At 36.1% G+C, this 24,443-nt stretch carries 21 protein-coding genes; 10 read left to right on the plus strand and 11 right to left on the minus strand.

Annotated features, from left to right (window positions below; translation table 11 throughout):
• Positions 1–46: 46 nt before the first annotated feature.
• Positions 47–1,408, plus strand: coding sequence for an MATE family efflux transporter (locus tag AT726_RS12260; protein ID WP_068759711.1), 1,362 nt, complete (start codon positions 47–49; stop codon positions 1,406–1,408).
• Between the two features lie 178 nt (positions 1,409–1,586).
• Here AT726_RS12260 and AT726_RS12265 read toward each other — a convergent pair whose 3' ends face one another.
• Positions 1,587–2,336: a hypothetical protein gene (locus AT726_RS12265; protein ID WP_144436979.1), complete on the minus strand. Its 750-nt coding sequence runs from the start codon at positions 2,334–2,336 to the stop codon at positions 1,587–1,589.
• 180 nt (positions 2,337–2,516) lie between these two features.
• Here AT726_RS12265 and AT726_RS12270 point away from each other — a divergent pair, with 180 nt between their 5' ends.
• The 5 genes from AT726_RS12270 (at position 2,517) to AT726_RS12290 (ending at position 6,911) form a co-directional block, all read left to right on the plus strand.
• Entirely contained in the window at positions 2,517–2,894 is a 378-nt protein-coding gene (locus AT726_RS12270) for a zinc ribbon domain-containing protein (protein WP_055241779.1), read from the plus strand.
• Between the two features lie 296 nt (positions 2,895–3,190).
• Positions 3,191–3,604, plus strand: coding sequence for a hypothetical protein (locus tag AT726_RS12275; protein ID WP_068759713.1), 414 nt, complete (start codon positions 3,191–3,193; stop codon positions 3,602–3,604).
• Between the two features lie 145 nt (positions 3,605–3,749).
• A complete protein-coding gene (locus tag AT726_RS12280) occupies positions 3,750–4,175 on the plus strand; it encodes a DUF3888 domain-containing protein (RefSeq protein ID WP_068759714.1) in 426 nt (141 codons plus the stop codon).
• A 54-nt stretch (positions 4,176–4,229) separates the two neighbouring features.
• Positions 4,230–6,245 carry a thioredoxin domain-containing protein gene (locus AT726_RS12285; protein WP_068759715.1) on the plus strand — a complete coding sequence of 672 codons (2,016 nt, stop codon included), beginning with the start codon at positions 4,230–4,232 and terminating at the stop codon, positions 6,243–6,245.
• Between the two features lie 81 nt (positions 6,246–6,326).
• Positions 6,327–6,911, plus strand: a complete 585-nt coding sequence (locus AT726_RS12290) for a hypothetical protein (protein ID WP_055276156.1) — start codon at positions 6,327–6,329, stop codon at positions 6,909–6,911.
• Between the two features lie 25 nt (positions 6,912–6,936).
• On the opposite strand, the gene AT726_RS12295 is transcribed toward AT726_RS12290, so the two are convergent.
• Entirely contained in the window at positions 6,937–7,848 is a 912-nt protein-coding gene (locus AT726_RS12295; protein ID WP_068759716.1) for an FUSC family protein, read from the minus strand.
• 187 nt (positions 7,849–8,035) lie between these two features.
• Here AT726_RS12295 and AT726_RS12300 point away from each other — a divergent pair, with 187 nt between their 5' ends.
• From AT726_RS12300 to AT726_RS12315, 4 genes are all read left to right on the plus strand, one after another.
• Entirely contained in the window at positions 8,036–8,911 is an 876-nt protein-coding gene (locus AT726_RS12300; RefSeq protein ID WP_055241764.1) for an SDR family oxidoreductase, read from the plus strand.
• A 302-nt stretch (positions 8,912–9,213) separates the two neighbouring features.
• Entirely contained in the window at positions 9,214–11,028 is a 1,815-nt protein-coding gene (asnB, locus tag AT726_RS12305; RefSeq protein WP_237297127.1) for an asparagine synthase (glutamine-hydrolyzing), read from the plus strand.
• A 132-nt stretch (positions 11,029–11,160) separates the two neighbouring features.
• On the plus strand, positions 11,161–11,790 hold the full coding sequence (locus AT726_RS12310; protein WP_237297129.1) for a YiiX/YebB-like N1pC/P60 family cysteine hydrolase: 630 nt from the start codon (positions 11,161–11,163) through the stop codon (positions 11,788–11,790).
• Positions 11,791–11,904: 114 nt separating this feature from the next.
• Positions 11,905–13,284, plus strand: a complete 1,380-nt coding sequence (locus AT726_RS12315) for a GTP pyrophosphokinase (protein WP_068759719.1) — start codon at positions 11,905–11,907, stop codon at positions 13,282–13,284.
• Between the two features lie 47 nt (positions 13,285–13,331).
• On the opposite strand, the gene AT726_RS12320 is transcribed toward AT726_RS12315, so the two are convergent.
• The 9 genes from AT726_RS12320 to AT726_RS12770 form a co-directional block, all read right to left on the minus strand.
• Positions 13,332–14,312: an asparaginase gene (locus AT726_RS12320; protein WP_068759720.1), complete on the minus strand. Its 981-nt coding sequence runs from the start codon at positions 14,310–14,312 to the stop codon at positions 13,332–13,334.
• Between the two features lie 185 nt (positions 14,313–14,497).
• Complete coding sequence (locus AT726_RS12325) at positions 14,498–15,490, minus strand: ABC transporter substrate-binding protein (RefSeq protein ID WP_068759721.1); 993 nt, start codon at positions 15,488–15,490, stop codon at positions 14,498–14,500.
• 444 nt (positions 15,491–15,934) lie between these two features.
• Complete coding sequence (locus tag AT726_RS12330) at positions 15,935–16,729, minus strand: ABC transporter ATP-binding protein (protein ID WP_068759722.1); 795 nt, start codon at positions 16,727–16,729, stop codon at positions 15,935–15,937.
• The gene (locus AT726_RS12335) at positions 16,704–17,618 is read right to left on the minus strand and encodes an ABC transporter permease (RefSeq protein WP_068759723.1); all 915 of its coding nucleotides are present in this window, start codon (positions 17,616–17,618) and stop codon (positions 16,704–16,706) included. Before AT726_RS12335 ends, AT726_RS12330 begins: the two co-directional genes overlap by 26 nt.
• Before the next feature lies 1 nt (position 17,619).
• The gene (locus AT726_RS12340) at positions 17,620–18,600 is read right to left on the minus strand and encodes an ABC transporter substrate-binding protein (protein ID WP_068759724.1); all 981 of its coding nucleotides are present in this window, start codon (positions 18,598–18,600) and stop codon (positions 17,620–17,622) included.
• A 315-nt stretch (positions 18,601–18,915) separates the two neighbouring features.
• The gene (locus tag AT726_RS12345) at positions 18,916–19,341 is read right to left on the minus strand and encodes a HutP family protein (protein WP_055276175.1); all 426 of its coding nucleotides are present in this window, start codon (positions 19,339–19,341) and stop codon (positions 18,916–18,918) included.
• Between the two features lie 511 nt (positions 19,342–19,852).
• A complete protein-coding gene (locus AT726_RS12350) occupies positions 19,853–21,361 on the minus strand; it encodes an FAD-dependent oxidoreductase (protein WP_068759725.1) in 1,509 nt (502 codons plus the stop codon).
• Between the two features lie 897 nt (positions 21,362–22,258).
• Positions 22,259–23,254: a hypothetical protein gene (locus AT726_RS12355; protein WP_206778809.1), complete on the minus strand. Its 996-nt coding sequence runs from the start codon at positions 23,252–23,254 to the stop codon at positions 22,259–22,261.
• Positions 23,255–23,344: 90 nt separating this feature from the next.
• The gene (locus AT726_RS12770) at positions 23,345–24,418 is read right to left on the minus strand and encodes a hypothetical protein (RefSeq protein WP_201023065.1); all 1,074 of its coding nucleotides are present in this window, start codon (positions 24,416–24,418) and stop codon (positions 23,345–23,347) included.
• Positions 24,419–24,443 lie beyond the last annotated feature (25 nt).

Consider the following 24,443-nt stretch of genomic DNA (forward strand, 5'->3'; position numbering starts at 1 on the left):
GTTGAGTCTTCCTCTTTTTAATGGAAAAAAATAAGGATGTGATATGATGAATTTGAAGCAACATTTTAAACAAAATGCTGCCTTTTACAAAGATTTATGGATTATTGCGCTTCCTATCGCTTTACAGCAATTAGTGACCTCAAGCTTAAACATGGTTGATACACTGATGGTTGGAAAAGTTGGAGTTGATGCAGTGGCCGCAGTGGGGGTTTCAAACCAATATTACTTTTTATTAAATATGGTGATGTTCGGAATTTATAGTGGAGGAATGGTCTACTTTGCTCAGTTTTGGGGAAAGAAAGAGATTCGAAACATTCACCGCTTACTAGGATTTACTTTAGTCTTAGGGATTGGATTAGCTGCGATTTTTACGGGCTTAGCTCTATTAATTCCAGAACAGATTATTCGTATCTTTACTCAAGATGTCGCGGTTCAAGAACTCGGTGCCAAGTATTTACGTATTGCTTGTTTAAGTTATCCGTTCATGATTTTATCGTTTGGATTTAGTATGGGGTTACGAGCAGTGGAAAAACCTAAATTCTCAATGATTGCTTCGATCATTGCCCTAACGTTAAATACGATCCTTAACTTAATTTTAATTTTTGGATTATTGGGATTCCCTCAATTAGGGGTCATCGGGGCTGCCATTGCGACCCTTGTTTCACGTATCGTTGAGTTTATCCTAGTGATTGGCTTTGCTTACTTAAAAACAGAGACAATGAATCCTAAGTTATCGGTGTTATTAGCGTTTGATCGTGAGCTCATTAATAAACTGATTGTCACAAGTTTACCTGTCGTGATCAATGAATGCTTCTGGGGACTTGGTACAACGGCTTACATGGTGATTTACGGGATGATTAATGTGGAGTCGATTTCCATTATGAATATTGTCAATTCAATCTTTAATATCTTCTTTATTGCAGCAATTGGGGTTGGAAATGCATCGACGGTCATGCTTGGTAAGAAACTAGGAGCTGGGGAGAAAGAAAAGAGTTATCAAGATGCAATCTTATTCTTAAAGGTAGGGATTGTCCTTGGAATTATTTCAGGACTAATGCTTGTCATGTGTATTCCTGTGATGCTTCAATTATATAAGGACTTCGAACCATCAACACTTACACTCATGTCACACGTTTTAATTGTCTTTGCGGTAGGCTTAACGTTCCGTTTTATTAATATTATTAATATCGTTGGTGTTTTCCGCGCGGGTGGAGACACGAAATATGCGATGATTTTAGAGTTAGGGGTGTTATGGACGGTTGGTGTTTTAGGTACCTTTATCGCGGTTAAATTCTTCCATGCGCCACTTCTGATTGTTGCTATTATCGTTCAATTAGAAGAAGTGGTAAAAGTCTTCTTCGGAATGTTCCGTGTGCGCTCGAAAAAATGGATTAATCAATTAGTTTAAAAGAGAGAGTTTCTCTCTTTTTTGTATATAGACACATAAATCTTCTACATCCCATCGTCCCAGTAAGAAACAACAATGGATTCATAATTGCACTTCTGTGACTTTTACTTTTTATCGTTTAATTCAGTTCTATCAAAACAAAAAGGATATGCGTAAAAATTTGCATATCCTTTTTGTTTTATTTTTCAATGTAAGTTGTATCAACCCAAGTGCCCGCTATTCCAGGATTTGAAGTAATATTGAGAGGATGAGTAGCATCTTCAACGTATTTATAAATATAATAAGTCCCGGGTTTTATAAATTTGGCTCGTTTCAATGAGGTTGACGTTTTGTAACCTACGATATTTTTTGTCACAATTACTTTCTCACCTTCAATAAAGAGATTGGGAAGGTTTAATCCGATTGAATCATCACCCCAAAAACCTTGTGTTTTAGTATCAGTAAAAATAGGAACAAGTGGTTGGCTAGTAGATATACTATCTTCAACAAAGAAGCCTGACAAAGGTTTATAAAGGGTCATGCCATCAATCCACGCCCCTGCTGCTTTACCAGTTTTTGAAATACGAATAGGATGGCGACTACCTTCTACTATTTTAGAAATAACATAAGTCCCGGGTTTAATCGTTATATTTGAAAGAAGGGCTCCAGAAGAAATGTAACCGGAAATACTTTCATATATAATGATCGTATCACCCACATGAAAAATACTAGTTAACGTTGAAATAAAATTGTTATCTAGGTCAGCGTTACTTAAATTAATTAAATCATTCAACTGTGATAAATCGTTACGCTGGTTAATGGCTGCTACATTATTTGAAGTTTGATCATAAGTCATTTGAGTTGGGGGAAATTTTTGACCATATTTTAGATAATTTGTCGTGGGATCTAAAGGCATTGTTTGATACGTATTACCCATATCTTTTTTCACGTCCTTTTCTATAAACTACTATATTATATAAAAACAAGTCAAAAAGATGGTGTTTCTATTCCTATATTTGATTGTAAAAATTCTTAAAAGTTGGAATGTTTCTGATGAGTTCTTATTTAAAACACACGAAAAGTTCATTATAATAAAAGAAAGAGCATGTTAAGAAAGGATTTTTGATTTATGTTTTTTATTGGTATTTTTGGAATAGAGACAAAAAACGTTGAACTTAAACCACTACCGGCTACGATGTGTAAACACTGTCGTGGAACGGAAAAATTCACGTTATTTAAACACTATCATCAATTCCATTTCTTTTTTATTCCACTCTGGAAATGGCGCTTAGAATATTATATTGTTTGTGACACCTGCCAAACCATTGCTAAAATCCCATTAGAAAAGGGGAGAGCACTTGAAGCGGATGAGAAGATGGAACTCACCTTATGGGATCAAGAAATCGTTTATACCCCATCAGAAAATAAACGACGTTGTCATCACTGTCACGAAGTGGTAGACGCCACGTACCAATACTGTCCTCACTGTGGAAATCATTTGGCGTGATGACCATTCGTTCCTCTAGAATAAATCATCTTAGTTTTTAATCCATAGCAATCATGAACAAGCAAGTAAAGGCTTTATAGGCCTTGGCTTGCTTGTTTTTTTGACTGGCTGTTTAAATCGATTAAAGGTCGTCTTATCCCATGAGTGATGATGACCCTCTAAAAAAATCAACTTTATGTCTTTGGGGATGAACGGATGAGTTAGTAAGGCTATTTAGCATTTTAATCATCACTTTTTGAATAAGTCACTGTTTTCTTTCAAATATTAAGCTAAGCGTTAAAAGGGAGGAAGCCAGTATGGATGTACGATTCGTTTATAGTCTCATTCTAATCATCAGTATGATGTTTTTATGTTTAATGATCCCACCAGATTCTAAACAGAAATCTCAGGAAAAGGAAAACATAACAAGGATGGACTTAAAAAGTCAACTGATTATTAACCTGTTATATCCTAAAATTATTGCAAAAATAAGAGAAGAAAGAGCCGTTACACCCTTAAAAGTCAACTCAGAGGAGATCAATCTTCTTCACATTGAACCAATCAATGAAACACAAATTTCCATTAAATTAGCCTTTTCCTCTTTTTTAAATGAAGAGAAAGTTTATGCTAATTATATCGCCACGTACTTGATTGATTCTTTAGGAGACATTGAAACCCAAACGTTTCAAGAGACCAAAGAATTAGACGACATCCCTATATTTGATAATTGAAGCCAGTCTATAAATGAATGTTGAAAATTAAATCAATTCTTCCTGACTGAAGGGGAATAAAATCAAAAACATTCAACGTCGTGTTTTTTTAATCCTTGAATGACAAATAATATGAGAAAGCTCATGTAAATAGGAGGTTTTATGGATGAAAATTCACCGAATGAGACAGTTTTTAGTCATGTTCTCTCTTGTTCTTACCTTCAACTTAGTTCCTAAGACTGCTCATGCCATGAATGTTAATCCTGAATCTTGTGAAAAACTCATTATCAATTTATTACAACCTGCTATTGAAGAAGAAATGGTGAAGTATTATGGAGAAGACCTAGGTAAGCGTGTGGAACTCTATAACTATGAAATGTCGATACTTGACCTAACAGCTGAACCTTATAAACCAACGACCGTTACCCTAAAAATCACTCCAATGATTGGCGCTCATCATCCCATTGGTGATTATGAACTCTATTTTTCAGTAGATAATGCGGGAGAAATTAAGCGATTAAGTTTCAAGCCACTTAAAATTTATCCTGAAACGATAGAACGTTTTCAATTAACCTTGCCTGAAATGGAATAGGAAGCCCGATCTTTTCAAACACTAGAGCTATTGAAAGGAATAGGAGTTGATTTTGTGACGACAACCAGTAAACACCCCAATCATTTGATTCATGAATTATCCCCTTATTTATTGCAACATGCGTATAATCCGGTCGATTGGTATCCATGGAATGAAGAAGCTTTTGCAAAAGCAAAAGCCGAAGATAAGCCAATTTTTTTAAGTATTGGTTATTCGACGTGTCATTGGTGTCACGTCATGGAACATGAATCGTTTGAAGATGAAGAAGTGGCGGCTTATTTAAATGAGCACTTTATTTCAATTAAAGTGGACCGCGAAGAACGCCCGGATATTGATAGTGTTTATATGACCGTTTGTCAGAGCTTAACGGGGCAGGGTGGATGGCCGCTCACCATTTTAATGACGCCAGAAGCTCATCCGTTTTATGCGGGGACTTATTTTCCTAAAAATAGTCGCTATGGTCGACCAGGACTACTAGATGTGTTAAGAGCCATTGTTAAAACATGGTCTGAAAATCGTGAAAAAATTGAGCAAGTAACAACTAGCATTCAAGAACATCTTGAACAAATGAATGAACAGCGAAACTCTAATCAAGAAGTCGATTCAAAACTTTTTGCCCATGCCATGCAACATTTTAAGGCGAGTTATGATTTTGAAAACGGTGGGTTTGGAGATGCTCCAAAATTTCCAACCCCACATCGTCTCATGTATCTGTTACGTACCGGTGATCAAAATGCCATCAAAATGGTGAAAAAGACACTCGATCAAATGTATAAAGGTGGTCTTTTCGATCATCTAGGTTTTGGGTTTTCCCGATATTCCACCGATGATGAGTGGCTCGTTCCACACTTTGAGAAAATGCTCTACGACAATGCCCTACTTATTATCACTTATTTAGAAGCCTACGAAGTCACCGAAGAAAAACGATATCTTATGATTGCTACTAAAACCCTTCAGTATGTCCTCAATAATCTTCATCATCCTGACGGTGGTTTTTACTGTGCTGAAGATGCTGATAGTGAAGGCGAAGAAGGGAAGTACTATCTCTTTACACCAGAAGAAATCATTGAGGTACTCGGTGAAACAGAAGGGGCGCTCTTTAATACGTATTATGGCGTCACCTCACTTGGAAATTTTGAAGGAAAGAACATTCTCAATCGTCTCCATGCATCCATTGATCTTGACGAATCACACATCGAACCGTTAAGACAGAAGCTTTTAACGTATCGTGCTTCACGTTATCATTTACATAAAGATGATAAAATTCTAACGTCATGGAATGGTTTAATGCTAGTCGCTCTAGCAAAAGCTTACCATGTGACACAAGATCAGCAGTATGAGACCCTCATTCAGGAAACAATCTCTTTTATTAACCAACATCTCTTTGAAGAAAAACGATTACTCGCTCGTTACCGTGAAGGAAAAAGTCATTATCCAGGTTATCTAGATGATTATGCTTTTTATGTCTATGGTTTAATTGAAAGCTATCAAAGTACTTTTAACCCAGACTACCTTAAACAAGCCATCGAACTAACGCAAGAGATGATTCGCTTGTTTAAGGATGGTGAAGCGGGAGGCTATTATTTATACGGAAGTGATGCTGAGCATTTAATGATCCGTCCAAAAGAAACGTACGATGGGGCTATGCCATCAGGGAATTCAGTCGCAGCTTATAACTTAATTCGTTTAGCTCGGTTAACAGGAGACGCGACATTAGAAAAAGAAGCGATGGAGCAACTAAACTTCATGGCGGCTCATGCGACCCATTATGAAATTAGTCATGCCTTTTACTTAATCGCTGCTAAATTCGCTCTCGAATCAAGTAAAGAACTCATCGCTATCGTTACAAACGACAGTCAAATCGAAGATTTTAAAACATTTCTTTCCTTATCTCCATTGTTTAATTTAACCGTTATCTTAAAAACCCCTGAAAATGACAATAAATTAGCAGATTTAATTCCATTTTTAACAGACTATCCTTTATCAAAAGATCCCTCATTTTACGTCTGTGAAGGTGGAAGCTGTCACGCCCCCGTCCATACACTGGGTGACTTAAAACAGTTTATTTAAAAGAAGGCAACTGCCTTCTTTTTTTATGTTCTCACGGAAGGAGGTACTGTCATATATTATAGAAAAGGGGGTGTTTAGGCGATGTTAAGTCAAACAATGTTACGAATTAAGACAAATATTGGAACTTGTCTATCCGAAATGGATGAAATTCTAGAATGTTGTCATAGTTTGCTTGAAAACAATAACATTATCATCTTGATTAATCGATCGCTTTATCACAAACTCAAAGAGGAGTGTGCCAAGCTAACAAAAGTTCGAAAAGCCCTGTATCGCATTTACAGTCATTTAGAGACTGAATTCACACCTTATGTCTTAGATTTGACCCTTGAAGGACATGAGTTAATTAAAGAAATCAACGATATCATTCAAACCATCGAAGATAAATGGAATGAAGGAGATATTGATATTAATAAATATACACTAGCTCAAGCTATCTTAATTTTAGAACTAGATGGAGATGTCATCATTGATATTGATGACTTAGAAATGGTGTTGGCTCATCCAGAATGCTTTTGGCTTTGTCTTTATGTTGTTCCCGAAAATAACGTAAAAATCTGTCATTACTCTGCATGGAAAACGAAACAAGAAGCTCTTATCTTTGCCATGCAGATGCCTGGATGTGGTAAACATCACGTCATCAACCGATTCACCTTAAAAATAGTATAAAAGGACTAATCATTGATTAGTCCTTTTATTCTTGTGTTGGATTCAAATGCTCCGTTAAATCTTCAACGGTAGACGTTAATAAATAAATTTGGTCTAACATCTTATGAATATGATATTCAAAAATAGGATGAATCGGTTCCCTAAGCTTGACTTTTTCTTGACAGCCTTGATTAAAAAACTCAATAATCTCCATTTTATTATCAAACGTCATCTCTGTTTGCTCTAATTCCAGTTTAGCAATACACTTAGCATGAAAATAAATGTCGTGGCACGCATCAATGGATTTCTTTAATTTTTTAGAGGAAACAGGATTCTTATGAAATTTTGTATCAGCACAATAATTATGATATAACGCATTTAAACGACTTAATTCAGAATTTAAAGGAGATATATTTAAGTCTTGATGAATTAAAATATTTTTGACCAGTTCAATCGTCATTTGTTCAATCTTTTCAATCTCATCCGTTAAACGCCCTAAATAATTCGGCTGTGCAATAAAATAATTGACTAAAATCCCCACGATGATTCCGATTGAAGTATCTGTCGTGCGTAGCAGAGAATAAATCAGTGGGTTTTGGTCGGATGTAATCCCCATTAAAATCGAAATACAGACGGTTGCTGCAATGATAATAGATGAGCTTATTTTTAAAGCATTACAACAAATAATTGTCACAATGACGGCCAAACCAAGATGAAGCGGGTGATCAAAATGGATCAGTGCAAATAGGTAACCAATGATAGCTCCTAGTACGGTGCCAAGTAATCGATTTTTTCCTGCAACAAATGAACTTTTCACTGTATTTTGCATCGCAAACACCGTCCCAATCACGGCATAAAAAGGGTTACTAATTAAAAAGGTATTTCCGAGACAGGCGGTGATGACAACAGCTATTCCTGTTTTTAGTGTTCTCATTCCAACATGTTGCTTAATATCCATCTCATGTCCCCCTAAATCTCTAAAAAGTTTGAACTTTGCTACCTTATAATATAGCATGTGTCTTGCGGTTCGACAAGAGACATTTAATGGCCTTTTTGTTCATATTTTCATTCCAGGTTTTCTTATAAAAATAGGACATTTGTGAAAACTATCAATGAATGTTTTAATCAAAAGGAGGATTTGTTAAATGACTAGCCCATGCAGTCAGTTTCCCAAAACCGCAAAACCACAAACTCAAACGAAACAACCAGGGATTGAATCACAAATGGATCCCAAACCGATCTATGATCATCCTGAATACAATAATGGTTCTGGACGCTTAAAAAATAAAGTGGCGATTATTACAGGTGGCGACTCCGGAATCGGGCGTGCTGTTGCGCTTGCTTTTGCCAAAGAGGGAGCAAAAGTGGTTGTTGTTTATTATGATGAGACAGAAGATGCGAATGAAACTAAACAAGCTATTGAGCAGGCGCACGGTGAATGCTTATTAATTCAAGGGGATCTGACGAATCCAAGCTTCGCACAGGACATTGTTAATCAAACATTAGCAAAATTTAATCAAATTAATATTTTAGTAAACAACGCCGCTGTTCAATATCCACAAAATGAAATCACTCAAATTAAAGATGAAGACCTTCATAAAACATTTGCGGTCAACTATTTCGGAACCTTCTATTTAACGCGTGCTGTGGTGCCGCATTTAACTGAAGGAGATAGCATCATTAACACAACATCAGTCACTGCTTATGAAGGAAATGAAACTTTATTGGATTATTCATCTACAAAAGGAGCCTTAACAGCCTTCACTCGTTCACTGGCTTCTAATTTAGCTAAAAAAGGGATTCGCGTGAATGCAGTGGCACCAGGTCCCATTTGGACACCACTTATTCCAGCGTCATTTGATGCTCAAAAAGTGTCTCAACATGGAGCGAATGTGCCAATGAAACGTATGGGACATCCCGTAGAATTAGCAGGTGCTTACGTGTTGCTAGCTTCTAATGAAGGATCTTATATGTCTGGTATTACCATCCATGTCAATGGTGGAACGATTATTAACTGTTAAAAAGAGATAGCATTTGCTATCTTTTTTTATATTTCCGAACATTCGTTCTAAGATTATCCAGACGGTGGCAAAATGGCACCTGACCTGATTAAGCGTTATCATTGCATGAAAATAAGTCATTTATCACTCATTTAGCAAAAAATACACGTAGCTGAGTCTATTTTTCTCACCGTTCGAACAAGGAACGAACAAATGTTTGTGTTAATTATTTTGTTTTTTAGTTCTTTCTAAGACAATCAGTTCGTAAACTATCTTATAAGTTAGCTGAATAGGTGATAACCATGTGTGGATTAGTTGTCTTGATGAAAAATAAAACAACGATTGAGGATCTCCAATTCATGCAGTATGCTTTACAACAAATAAAGCACCGTGGACCAGACGATGAACAATTATATGTATCTGAACAACTTATTTTAGGATTCAATCGTTTAAGTATTATTGATTTAGAAGGTGGATCACAGCCTTTTCATTCAAGTGATAAGACGTGCCACCTTGTGTTTAACGGAGAAATCTATAATTATTTAGAACTTCGCACTCAACTTGAGAAATTAGGATTCAGTTTTGAAACTTCTTGTGAGGCGGAAGTGATTGTGACTCTTTATCAGTTATTAGGGTTAGAATTCATGTCTCAACTGCGAGGGATGTTCTCCCTTGTGCTATACGATGAAATAACACAAGAGTTAATTGCTGTTCGAGATCGGTTTGGGATTAAACCATTGTATTATTACCACCTTGACGATGGAATCTTCCTAACATCGGAACTTAAAGTGTTTAAATCCATATACGATAAAGAACAGTTTCTCGATTTTAAAGCACTCCAGCATTACTTTACCTTTCAATACATTCCCGAGCCTGATACATGCCTCATAGATATTAAAGCACTTGAAGCAGGGACTTATTTAACTTATTCACTTGAGAAAGGACTAAGGATAAAGACGTATGCCACAGTAGAATTATTACCGACTAAAAAAACGTCCTATGTCTTAAAGGAAGAACTCCAGCAAGCCATTGTTTCTTCCGTCAAATCTCACCTACAAAGTGAGGTAGAAGTTGGCTGTTTTTTATCAGGGGGCATAGACTCTACTATCCTTACAACATGTGCTAAAGCGTTTAAAGAGGATTTAAAAGCTTTTACAATCGGCTTTGAAGAAGAGGGTTATAGCGAAATCAATGAGGCCATAAAAACAGCAGAAAAATTAAAGCTAGATTTAACGACAAAAACGTTAAATGCTCATGAATTCATGAAAGAAGCTAGGCAAGCCATTGAGTTTTTAGATAGCCCCGTTGCTGATCCTTCAAGTGTTGCCATTTATAGCATCGCGAGAGAAGCAAGAAAACATGTCAAAGTCATCTTATTAGGTGAGGGTGCCGATGAGCTTTTCGGTGGCTATCGAATTTATCGAGAAGTCGATGCCTTAAAACTGTTTAACCCGATTCCTAAACCAATGAAACAAATACTTCTATGGGTGGCGAATCATTTGCCGAATATGAAAGGGAAAAACTTTATCAGACGCGGCTGTATTCCGTTAAGAGATCGATATGTTGGGAATGCCTTCGTCTTTAACGAGCAAGAAAAAGAGCAGCTCCTATCCTTTTATGAGCCATCTCACTCCTTTACGGAGATTACCCATCCGATCTATGATCAAATCAAGAATCTCGATCCACTAACACAAATGCAAATGATTGATTTAAAAACGTGGCTTCGTGGTGATCTCTTAGTGAAATCAGATCGACTAACGATGGCACATGCTCTAGAACTTCGGGTACCATTTTTAGATCAACAGGTACTCGAACTAGCGAAATATTTAACACATCGTGAAAAAATAGAGGGGGTTCAAACAAAAATTTTATTACGAGAAGCTTTTGAAGGCTTTATCCCAGCTCATGTCCTTGAGGCTCCGAAAAAAGGCTATCCGGTCCCTTTAAAAAAATGGTTTAAAAACGAACTTTTCGACGAAGCACGGGACATCATTTTAGCGCCAAGTTGTGAGCATCTCATCAATCAAAAGGTGGCGCTTTCCTATTTAGAAGCCCATGCTAAAGGAAGAGGGGATCATAGTCGTAAAATTTGGACCTTAATGACCTTTATTTTATGGTATGAATCGTGGATCAAGTAAGAAAATCTTGTATAAATGAAAGAAATGTATGTTATAATAGAGAAACTACTTTGTCTTATACCACTTTTGGAGGATCAAATGAAACCAAACTATTATTTCATTACATTTCTTTTTTTTATTTTAATCATTTCCATGCTAAATTTTTTAGTTGAACTGAATGCTTATACGCCAAATCATGCTGAGAATTCTATTTCAGTGATGAAGCAAACAACTGAAGACTTTAAAGTCGTAGATTATCCTATTAGTCTTATCACGTTAGAAGAGCGTTGTGTCGATGAGCAGAATCAACAAGTCAAGTGCCATCAGCTTCAAGATATTCAAAATGGAGATATTTTAATCACCAAATCCAATCATACGCTACTCTATCGCCATGGACATGCGGGAATTGTGGTCGATGCAGAAGCGGGACTAGTCCTTGAAGCCTTAGGGTATGGAACCAGTTCGCGATTAGAATCACTTGAAAAATGGAACTATTATCCGACTGTGAAGGTGCTACGCCTCAAAAACCGCACTGAAGAAACCATCAGTGAACTCGTTGAACGAGCGATGTCAGATTTTTTAGATATTAATTATAATCTGATTGCAACTAAAACAAACATGAATCTCACGCATTGTTCAGATATTGTTTGGAAAGTTTTTAATGCTATTGGCGTGGATATCGATAGTAATGGTGGCTGGTTGGTCACTCCAAAAGATATTAGTCAAAGTCAATACCTTTATGAAGTTGAATCTTATGGTTTTTCAGCCGAACGCGCTTGGTAACCTAGCAATGATATTTTGCTAGGTTTTTAATTTATACTAATTTTTCATTAGCATCACATTAAAAATCGAGTTAAAATAAAGATATAAGATTTTAAGCAAAAAGGGGAGTTAACCTTGCCATTAGCAGAATTTAGATATATTGAAAAAGCATTATCGACACTTGATAAAGAACGTGACCAACTAGAAGTCATTTCAAAATTACTTCAGATGGAATTCACTGAAATTATGAACCTCCATACGATGGAGTATTTAAATATTACCACTCGTGTGAAAGGACGAGACAGCTTAAAAGAAAAAATTCTTCGCCAAGGATACTATAAAAAATACAATGACCCCATCCGCCTGATTTATCAATTATCCGATTTAATTGGAGTACGTATTGAATGTCGCTTTGAACAAGATGAACGTGCGATTTATAAAGTTTTAAAAAAACATTTTAATGTGAGAAATGATGATGGGTACTATTACAATGAAATGAATCCAAATGTTAAATTAAGCTTAGACGAGCGTCAACCACAAAAACAGAAAAATGGATTCAAAATCTTCAGAATTGATGGAATTGTCACAGATACGAATAATGAGTTACCCTTTGAGTTACAGATTAAATCACTTGTTAACTCATTCTGGGGTGAAATTGAACATAAAATTATTTATAAAAATTATAACTTCCTTTTAGTCGATGATTTATTAATTGAAATGATGCACTCGATTAAAAATAACTTAGCTTTACTCGATAAACAATTATTAACCATTTACCGAAATGTTGAACAACGACAAACGGATGAAGAGTATCAACGTCGTAACCTAGAAGACGTGATGGCTAAAATGTGTAATGATGTCTTTGCTAAACAGTTAAAAGAGCAACTGGGAATGAACGTTAATATTAAAAAAGCATGTCAAACCATCATGAAATATACATTCTTTCCAAATGGGATGCTAGAAATTCAAAATATTAGTGATTCCCTTATTAAGGCACTCGAACGTATTTCTCAAATTTCAAATGAGCAAGTCGAATTCAACGTTCCAATTATTTTCTCACGCGAACCCAATTATACGAATAAGTTCGCGCAGATTGTTGGGCCGTATTTTAGAGATGTAATGAATAAAGAGTTCCATTGGAATCTCTTCTTTAAAATCTTATTTGAAATCGAACCTCAAGATAGCGTCGATGATTTTGAAAAGTTCTTAGGCTTCCTCGAACAAGCGTATCAAACTTCATCTTCAATCACACGACTTAAAAAGATTTTATATTCACAACTGGAAGAGCATGCTGATGAAGTCATGGAGACCCTCATGGAAACCGTCGCTCATACCATTGTTTCTATTGATGACGTTGAATGTATTTATGAAAACAATATTACCAAAGTTGCCTCTGTCATTGCGGATACGTTGCGTGATATAACAGTCCAAATAACGACTTACGATCAATGGCTAACTCAAAAAGAAGGTCTGATAGAAGACTTCAAACAATATTTACTTGAAGAATTATCTTAATAGAAAAAAAGCGCAAAGGCGAAATTTCCTCCTTTTGCGCTTTTTAATTAATCTATAAAGTATGATTTGACTTCTTCTAAGTTTTTAGCAACTGTTAGAACTAACATTAATTGAATACGAGCTTTTTGACCATTTAAGTTACTTGCTAAAATAGCTCCCGCTTCAACTAATTGAGCACCACCACCGTCATAACCATACGATTCAAGGACACGTCCCATTGGACAACGCGACACGATAAGGACTGGAATTTGATGAGCAACGGCACGTTTAATTCCTTCCATCATCATTGGTGGAACATTTCCTCGTCCCATCGCTTCAATGACGATTCCTTTCGCCCCTTTTTCAACTAAGAAATCTAAAAGGGTAGAGTCCATTCCTGAGACAGCCTTCAGTAAATGAACATCTGTTTCAATACGATCCGTCTGCACATGCTTAGTTGGAATCGATTGTTTATGATAATAGATGACATCATCTTGATCGACAATACCAATCGGACCAAATTCTAACGATTTAAATGTATCCAGGCTCATCGTATGAGTTTTAGTCACTTCACGGGCTGCATTGACTTCGTTGTTTAAGACAACTAAGACTCCTTTATTTCGTGATTTAGGATGAACCGCTGTACAGATAGCAGCTGCTAAATTACTTGGCCCATCATAACCAAGTTCTGATCCATTGCGCATCGCTCCAACGACAACGACTGGTTTCTCAGTATTTAAACAAACATCTAATAAATAAGCTGTTTCTTCTAAGTTATCCGTACCATGTGTCACGACAACACCTACAATATCGTCCTGATTTAATTTTTCTTCCACCACACGTTTTAACTCCATCATTTTTTCAGGTGTCATATGTGGTCCTGGAAGTTTTCCAAACTCTACAATATCAAGCTCAGCAATTTGATCAATGTTTGTGACCATTGACATAATATCTTCACTAGACATTGACGGAATGGCGGCCTTCAGACGTGGATCTACTTTCATTGAAATGGTTCCACCTGTAAATACTACTGCTACTTTTTTTGCCATAAAAAAGCCTCCACGTTATTTATTTTTTAATCTTACTACGTAATTATTTTACTCATTCCAGTTCTTTGATGCAACCTTTTGACAAAAAAAAGAAAGAGGTGTCTAATTTTTAGACCTCTCTTTCTTTGATATACATTTTAGCAACCAATTAATCATTTTATGTTAGAGTAGGGGAATCCAGCCTGTTATTCTTCACTCGTTACAATTTCAGCTCGTTCTAAAATACTATCCGGAATGGTTAAACCAATCGCATTGGCATGTTCTTGATTCACAACTAAAGACGTATTTTCTAACGTTTTAACTGGCATGGTACTTGGATCTTTTCCTTCTAATACTTCAGCAGCCATTAAACCTGTTTCATAACCTAACTGGAAGTAGTCAATACCTTCGGTTGCAACGCCACCTTTTTTAGCCATTCCTTCTTCACCTGTGACAACTGGAATTTTTTTCTCAAGACAGGCATTCCAAACGACTGGCATTGAGCTTGAAACTAAATTATCCGTTGGGGTATAAATCACATCAACTTTATCAACAACAGAAGCAATGGCATTTGGAATCTCATTGACAGATGTAATTCCAACTTTGATAATGTCAAGCCCTAGCTTAGCCGCAGCTTCTTCTGCTAATGCCACTTGAATTTCCGAATTCACTTCACTCGTTGTATATAAAATCCCAACTGTCTTTGCCTCAGGTAACAGTTCTTGAATCAGTTCCATTTGTTTAGCCACAGGTGTTAAATCACTCGTTCCTGTCACATTTGTTCCGCTCACATCCCATGCCTTTGTTAACCCTGATTCCACAGGATCAGTTACCGCTGTGATCACAATTGGAATATCTTTTGTCGCGTTATAAGCCGCTTGAGCCGCTGGTGTCGCAATGGCAAAAACTAAATCAACGTTACTATTCACTAACTGGCTGGCAATGGTTTGTGCCGTTGGATTTTGTCCTTGTGCATTTTTAAAATCAATGTGAATGTTGTCTCCGTCAACATATCCCTCATCTTCTAAAGCAGCAATAAATCCTTCATAAGAAGCGTCTAGGGCAGCATGTTCTGTATATTGTAAAACACCAATCGTTTTCATATCTGAATCCGTCTTTTGACTACAACCAGCTAGAAAGCTACAATAACAACAAATCATCCCAACCCCTAGACCTTTTAATACTTTACTAGCTTTCATATGATCATCCTCCTATCATTATCTATTTTGTTCAACTCATAATGAGTAAAACCATCCTCTTTATCTTCACATCACATTACCTTTTGGCTGAGAATAAAGGAGTTGTCTCTCAAACCTCTCTATTTACTAAAGACACCAACCTCATGGATTATTTTCTATTGATTAAGTTGGATTTCAATGAATTATGATTATTATATGAGCTTAAATAATAAAAGTCAAACGTTTATTTCTATTTTTTTCCAAAAAGGTATTTTTAAATACGTTTTAAAAAAGTAGCCTATCGTATTTAAAATCGTAGCTATCAACGACTAAAAATAAAGTCTTTAAATCGTAGAATAGGGGAGATACGACGATATCATGATATTAGATCAGTTTTATAAAAGAGATCGAATCGTCTCTTTTCCATTCATAAAAAAAGTGATGTCGCTACGTGACATCACTTTTTTATGAGAATAATAATTCATCACTGAGCGATCCATTATGCACATTTTTTTCAAATTGATGTAATAATTTTTCAGGCGTTAGTTCTTGTTTTTCATGGCCACTAATATCAAGAACAATCTGTCCTTCATGTAGCATGATTAAACGAGATCCATATTTAATCGCATGCGTTAAATTATGCGTAATCATTAACGTCGTAATCTTTGATTCTTGGACCATTTGATTCGTTAAATCCATAATTTTAGCGGATGTTTTAGGATCGAGTGCTGCCGTATGCTCGTCAAGCAGTAATAAATCGGGCTTCACCAAAGTCGCCATAATTAAAGAGAGCGCTTGACGTTGCCCTCCTGATAATAGACCAACTGGAGTTTGCAATTGATTTTCAAGCCCAAGTTGGAGAGGAGCAACTATTGCTTTAAATGTTTCAATATCTTTTCTAGATTCTAAAAATGCTAAACCAAATCGTTTTCCCTTATTACGAGCCAAGGATAAGTTTTGTTGAATGGTTAAAGAAGGTGAAGTTCCGAGCGTTGGATCTTGAAAGACGCGTGAGATAAAGCGTGTCCGTTGATATTCCTTTAGTTGGGTAATCTCATGATTAAGTAAGGAAATAACCCCTGCATCGGGTGTTAACGTTCCGGAGATTAGATTTAATAAGGTTGACTTTCCGGCACCATTACTTCCAATCACCGTCACAAACTCTCCTTCTTCAATCGTTAAATCCAACCCCTGAAAAATTTTCTTTTCATTGACGGTATTCGGATAAAAAGTTTTACTTAATTGTTGAATGTTTAGCACGCGCAATCCCTCCTTTAATGTTAGATGGTTTCGAAGTTTTAGATAATAGGGTAGGAAAAGCTTTAATTTTATGATTATTTAACGCTAAAGCTAATGTAACAATTAACGCACTTAATAATTTTAAATCTGTTGCAGGGAATCCTAGCTGTAACGCAATAGCTGTACATCCTTGATATAAAATCGCTCCAATAATAGCCATCGTTGTTGGAAGAATCCAACATGCTTTTTTAAAAATCGCTTCCCCGAAAATAACGGCGGCTAAGCCAATGACAATCGTTCCTGTTCCCATCCCAACATCAGCAAATCCTTGATACTGAGCACTTAATGATCCTGCTAAAGCCACCAATCCATTCGAAACCATTAAACAGACAATTTTAACCCATCCTAGATTCACCCCTAATGTCGTCACTAATTGGGGATTATCTCCTGTGGCCTTAATCATAAATCCAAACTTCGTTTTTAAAAATAAATCGACGATGATTTTAACACACACTACGATGATCACAATGGTTAATAAAACAGGAATCGCACCTGAAAAAATACGTTCTTCATTAAACAGTGGAATATTCGCTTTTCCCATAATACGTAGGTTAATGGAATAAAGAGCACTCATCACTAAAATCCCTGATAACAAATTCGTAATTTTAAGCTTAACATGTAAAATTCCTGTCACAGCGCCAGCTAACATGCCACCTAAAAAAGAAATCAACACAGCGAGTAGGGGAGTGACATCTTGTGTCAGAAGGAAGGCTGTAATAGCGGCTCCTAGTGGGAAGGTTCCTTCAACCGATAAATCAGCAAAATCTAACACTTTATAAGTCAAATAAACACCTAGAGCCAAGATCCCAAAAATGAGTCCTTGCTCTAAGACTGTTAATAAAACTCCCATATTATTCACCTCCTACAATTTCAGCGCCTTTTAAAATCGAATCAGGAATCGATAATCCAATGGCTTCTGCATTTTTTTGATTCACGATTAACGTTGTATTTTGAAGGGTATTAATTGGCATCGTACTTGGATCTTTTCCTTCTAATACTTGGGCAGCCATTAAACCTGTCTCATATCCTAATTGATAGTAATCAATTCCTTCAGTTGCGATGCCACCATCAATGACCATCGTATCCACTCCAGCAACAATCGGAACTTTTTTATCTAAACAGACATTCCATAAAACTGGCATCGAACTTGCAATTAAGTTATCCGTTGGGGCATACATCGCATCAACTTTATCAATCACAGATGCAACTGCTTGAGGAATATCATTAACCGTTGTGACTCCCACGCGAATCACTTCTAACCCTAAGTTAGATGCGGCTTCTTCTGCCATCTTGACTTGAACTTCCGAATTGATCTCACTCGTTGTATAAATCACACCAACTGTTTTTGCCTCTGGAACTAACTCGGTAATCAATTCCATTTGTTTAGCAACAGGCGTTAAATCACTCGTTCCTGTCACATTTGTCCCTGACTGGTTCCAGTCTTTTACGACTCCAGCTTCAACAGGATCAGTCACCGCAGTCATTAAGATAGGAATCTCTTTTGTTGCATTATAGGCAGATTGAACAGCTTGTGTTGCAATTGCGAACATCATATCCACACCGTCACTTACATACTGATTAGCAATGGTTTGAGCGGTTGTAAGATCCCCTTGAGCATTTTTTAAATCAATTTTAATATTTTCCCCTTCAATATATCCTTCCTCCGCTAATCCTGCGATGAAACCTTCATAAGCTGCATCTAATGCACCATGCTCCATGTACTGTAAAACACCTATCGTTTTTACATCTGAGTCTTTATGACTACAAGCGAATAAAAAACTACTAAAAACCATCCCAACACCTACAAATTTTAACAGTTTGCTGGCTTTCATACGATCATCTCCTATATTCATTTTTGATCTTGTTAAACTCAGATGAGTCAAACATCACCTGCTTATATGGAAATAAAAAAAACTCTCTTATAAAGAGAGTTGTAGGTAGACTTTAAAAACCCTATGTAAATAAAGGTTTAATTTACTTGAGCTACCATTCTACGAACCTACAAAATCCCCATATAATTTCTACCTCATAAATCACCGTTGATTTATGTTTTCCTACTATTGAGTAGTTTTAAATTATGATTATTATATGAGTTTTGGTAATAAATGTCAAAAGGGATATAGAGATTTTTTTATCTATTTATAAAATTACAGATTTGCAGGTACTGAACGATGGGCGAGACCGATGACGACATCATCTAAATGAAGTAACCCAATACTTAAGAAAATACAGACGGTTAAATTTTCACCACAGCGAGCAATGGCAACTTTACCTCCTGCATTTAACCCAGTTGCTTTCATTGAAACTTGCATAATGGCATCACGTGTTGCACCTGCAACAGCTCCATCTAAAATAAAAGATTCTTTTGTCACATTTGTTTTACGTGAGGCAATAATCGCACGCTCAATAATTTTAGGAATGGATTGAATTAAATTTCCCCCGATATCCACTGCAGTGGCATAAATACCTTGCGATCTTAATTCACGAACTAATTGATCTTCTTCACTTCTCGATGCGGTCATTGAAACTTTAACAGCCGCTTTAGCTACATCTAAACTACTAAATTCTTTCATCTTCAGACCTCCTTCAGCTACCATTTAAGGTTACACCTTTTTAGAAGAAAATACAAAATAAAAATCGAATTTTTTCTATAAATAATAAAAAAACACTGAATCAGTGTCTTTTAGATTAATAATATATCATTACAAATAGAGAGGTATGAGAAGGAGAAGAAAGGTGAGCTCTAGTTGAATGTCTAAGTTGTGCTCATTAGTAGTATGGATTATTTATGATTAGTTATACAATGTTATAGTCATTTTTTTATTTTTAATCAAGAAAAAACACCATTGCCGGTCAATGGTGTTTTAGGAATGTAGGTAAAGATAAGGAGTGTGAGCACAACAGGCTCAAATCTATTATACGTTCTATTTGAATTGCCTTCAACCAAATCCCCTCAATGAAACACAATAAAATGAAATAGGGGAGTCGTTAACATCCTTTTTTGACGATTTACCACTAGTTTCGACACTAAAAACATAACGTTTATAGCATCAGTTGTTGTTTATGAGTTATTTTGTAGATAAATTAAAAGAGGTTCGGATCAATTTTATTTTTCGTCGACTTCAATGAATAATGAGCAGGTCCCGAAATAATCTCACCTTTATATGAGAAACGTGAGGCATGACATGGACAATCCCATGTACATTCTGCACGATTGAAATTCAACTCACATCCTAAGTGAGGGCACGTAATGTCGACAACAAATAACTCCTCATTTTCATCTTTATAAACGCCATATTTTCCTTCATCTGTAGAAATAACTGTCGCTTCACCAGGATTAAGTGAGGTTACTCCTTCTACGTGTTGTAATTTTCCTTTCAACAATTCAAACGCGACTTCAGCATTATAAAAGATTAGATTTTTGATTTGTGCTTTTAAATTTTTACGTTGTGGACTAAATAAAGGTTCATATGGATTTTCTTTGTCTAAAATTAAGTCACGTAAAAGTAGGGCAGCTGCCGTACTATTCGTCATTCCCCATTTTCGATAACCTGTTGCGACAAAGATATTATCATTCTCTTGCATCCGACCGACAAAAGGAAGCTTATCAACCGTTTCATAATCTTGTGTTGACCATTCATAAATCACATCATCGACATGAAAATTCTGATGAGCAAAACCTTTTAATGCCTCATACTTAGCCACTGTATCTTCTTGATTTCCTGTTCGATGATCTTCACCACCAATGAGTAATAAATCTTGATAGGTTCGAACGGAGTGCGTCGGCTGTTCGTAAGACAAATACATCCCTTCGGGTAAATTTTGTGCTCCCTCACAAGCAATTAAATAAGAACGAGAAGGTTCAATTTTAGCAAAGAGTAGGGCAAGATCGTCATAAAAAGGGAAGTGTGAGGTTTGAATCACTTTTTGAGCACGAATTTCGACATGAGAAGCTGTGTCGATCACATAAGCAGAATCTTGTTTTTTTATATCTGTGGCAGGCGTATTTTCATAAACTTCAATATTAGAAGCTTCTGCAATAGAGTCGAGTAAGCCAAGTGTATATTTTAAGGGATGAAACTGTGCCTGATCCTCTAAAATCAATGCTTTCTCAATCGCAAAAGGTAAATCTAATTCATCTACCAAATGTCCCTTTAACCCTAACGTTTGATAAGCTTTAAACTCTTTTTCAAGCACAGGAACATACGTCGAATCTTGCGTATAAATGGCTGCAAATTTTCGTTCAAAATCACAGTCAATCTTTAATTGCTGAATGGTTTGCTCAATGAAATAAAGGGCATCTGTTTGAGCATTCGCATAGCACTTAGCTTGATATTCACCGTAAGAATGGATAATTTCATCATAAACAATATCATGCTGGGCCGTCACTTTTGCTGTTGTATAAGCCGTCGTCCCATGTAAAACATGATCGGAATCAATTAAAACAACTTTTAAATCAGTATCTTTGAGTAAATAAGCTAACGTCACACCAGTAATCCCAGCTCCAACAATACATACATCAACATCTAGAGGATGTGTAAGTGTCGGATAATTGGGTGCCGAAACCGTATCTAACCATAAAGGAACACGCATATAAAAAACCTCCTAAAATTAAGATACTCTTAGTTTTAAACACTAAAACTGAAATATGTACAAAAATCTATATACAAACAGAAATGTTTTCTACATTTAATACATCAACCGAAATATGAGATGGTTATGCCGTGCAAGGCAGACTATAGTCCAGCTAAAAGTTTTTACGATGTAAAAAACTTATCTGGACTTATATAGTCATTGTGCCTAAAATACCAATAATCCTCATTATGTAAACTTATAAGTTTACATAATATATATTATAGGAAGTTATATATGAATTCTTATCAACCCTTGATATTACACTCTTTCTTACCTCATTATTTCCGTTATTTCTATATGTTTTTAAAAATAACGGAGTCAAAACAGATTCGATTTTTTAGTTATTTAACATTATAGAAAGAATTCGATCAAAGTCATATTTGAATTTAACAAAGTTAGACATGTCCGCTTTAATCCACTGGACACCCTTCATATCTGGTTTCTTATTACACACTGAAATTAAGAGAAAGTTATCACTTAATATTTTAGCAACTTTTGAATCAGTCTTATGGCTACGAATTTAATTTGATAATACTCAAACTCGATTCGCTCACGATTTTAGAATTACAACGTGCGCTCTCCTCTTCAATGACTATCTATCCCCACTTTTCAGCTAATCGTTCCATCCTGTTCTTCTCAATATCCGTACAACACTGGCACATCTAATCAACTCAATCTTCTCACGACAAGTCCAATCTAGCCTATTAAATACTTACTATTAATTTCAAATACTAAATTAGTGTCTTAATAAAAAAAGCAACTCAGTAGCGTATTGCCATCTAGTTGCTTTTTCTATAGTAAACCGAATTTAATTATTTAAACATTCTCAAGTATTCGTATAAAAGATATTTCAGCCTACTCAATGCCAAATAGTTTTAACAATTTACCCCAAAAATTAAGTTCTTCTACTGGTTGTGAGTAATTCTCCTCTACTTCCGATACCTCAATCGCCTGACTCTGAATGACAAACTGTACCGCATTTACGTTCGTATTTTTTTCTGATACAAATGAAACAATATCTCTGTCTCCTCCAGTGATACTTTCTAACAATTCATCTATTTTATCACTGATTTCTGTATCCATGCCTGACGTTTCTTCACGCATTGTTGTGGTTCCATCCTTTAATTTACCGGTTCCATCGTAAAGATCAACGATTCCAGTCAACAATTTAGCAACTCCCTCATCTAATGTGCCAGTTCCATCTGTTAATGTCCCTGTCCCATTATAAACTTCAACAATTCCTGAAAGTAAATCACTGGTTCCGCTATAAAGTGTTTCTGTTCCATTTTTTAGCGTCCCGCTACCTGTTACTAGCTTAGTCGCCCCATCAGATACCTGTGAATAACCGGCAAGGATTTCTGACACCCCTTCTGTATAAGCATTAATTCCCGAATCAAGTTTTTCATACTCAGTCACTAAAGTATTAATTGCCGTCGATAACTCAGTGAGCTTATAAGCTAGACCGCCAAGCATATTAACAAGTTCATCTATTTTTGCATCAAAGATTGTATAATTCGTTTGTAATGCTGTTACCGCCTCTAACAATGCTGAGAGATTTTCATGAATAGTAGAGAGATAGCTTTCTGTCCCACTAATGCTAGCATTATTAGCTCCAAATAGTGAAATGATATTATCGAGTTGCGCTACTTGGGATTGAAGCTGTGTTGTATCTACTCCAGCTGCTTGCAGTGTTGCAATCTGCTCACTTAAAGAGACAATAGTGGCTTGTAACGCATTAATCGCTGAATCATTACTCTGTTTTAACGCCTCAATATCCAGACCATTTTGTAACATGACAGATTTATAAGACTCATAGCTTACGTTTTGATATAAAAAAGACACATTAGACACCAAAGACTCTATACCTGATTTAAGTTCACTAGAGGCTTGGATTAATGCTTTAAAATCATCTGTTGTTACTGATACACTGTTAAGAGCGCCTTAAATCTGTGACAATGCTGATTTGATTTTAGAAGAACCCTCCGTTAAAGTAGATGATTGACCGTTCAAAGACTGAAGTGCCGTTTGAATTTGGACAATCCCATCATTCAACGACTGAAGTCCCTCATTTAATGCTTCTGCTCCAATTTGTAAATTTGCCACGCCACTCTGTAATGAACTCCCACCATCTTTTAAACTTTTAGTCCCCGCATACAAATTTTGAACACCATTTTGTAAATCGTTAACCCCCGCTTGTAAATCATTCTTAACACCCTCTTGCAAATCAGCTACACCACTTTTTAGTTCGTTAGCTCCATCATCCAACTGTTCAATCGCATCTAATAATTCAGTGACTCGCTCTATTAGCTTTTCATCATCCACTTCAATATTCAGATTAAGTGGAATCCCGTTAATCGAAATGCCCCCCATTTCAAAATCAGTGACATCAGCCGTAATCGTAATGTCTGCTTCCTGACCAGGAAGCAAAATATAAGTCAATTGCTTATCACTACCCACATTCGCAATAGTTGCCTCATTTGCCACAATATTTGCACAATTTTTTGTATCCAATGTTAAAGAGGCTTGAAGGGCATAAGTATCAAAAAAATCGGACTGCCCTAGTTCATTTTTACTTACAGATATCTTAATTTTCAAACTTCCACTCTGACCGGCAATTTCATCAGCGGTATATTCTTTATCATCCATATAATACTGAATACTAATATCCCAAGGAATCACACGACTATCAAGTTTCCCTTCGTAATAAAGCTTTCCTGCCTGTGCATCAATTATTATTGTATCATCAAGATTTTTAATTTCATCTGTTGTTGTCATATTTCGAATGGACTTATATTTTCCGTAATCAACTATTTCACTATTTTCATTCAACTCAAAAATATTGACAACATTAATTTCCTCCACTGAACCATCGTTATTCAGATTAATATATACGACTTCTTCTTTGGGTGTATTTTCAGATACGGCATGTGCCATCACTGGTAGCATTGAAATAGACATCAATACAGCCAATGTAGTGGCAATCACTTTACTTTCATTCCCTTTGACACTTTTCATTTTCAGATGACCTCCTGTTAACATT

Origin of the sequence: Turicibacter sp. H121, assembly GCF_001543345.1 — a bacterium.
Classification (GTDB): domain Bacteria; phylum Bacillota_I; class Bacilli_A; order MOL361; family Turicibacteraceae; genus Turicibacter; species Turicibacter bilis.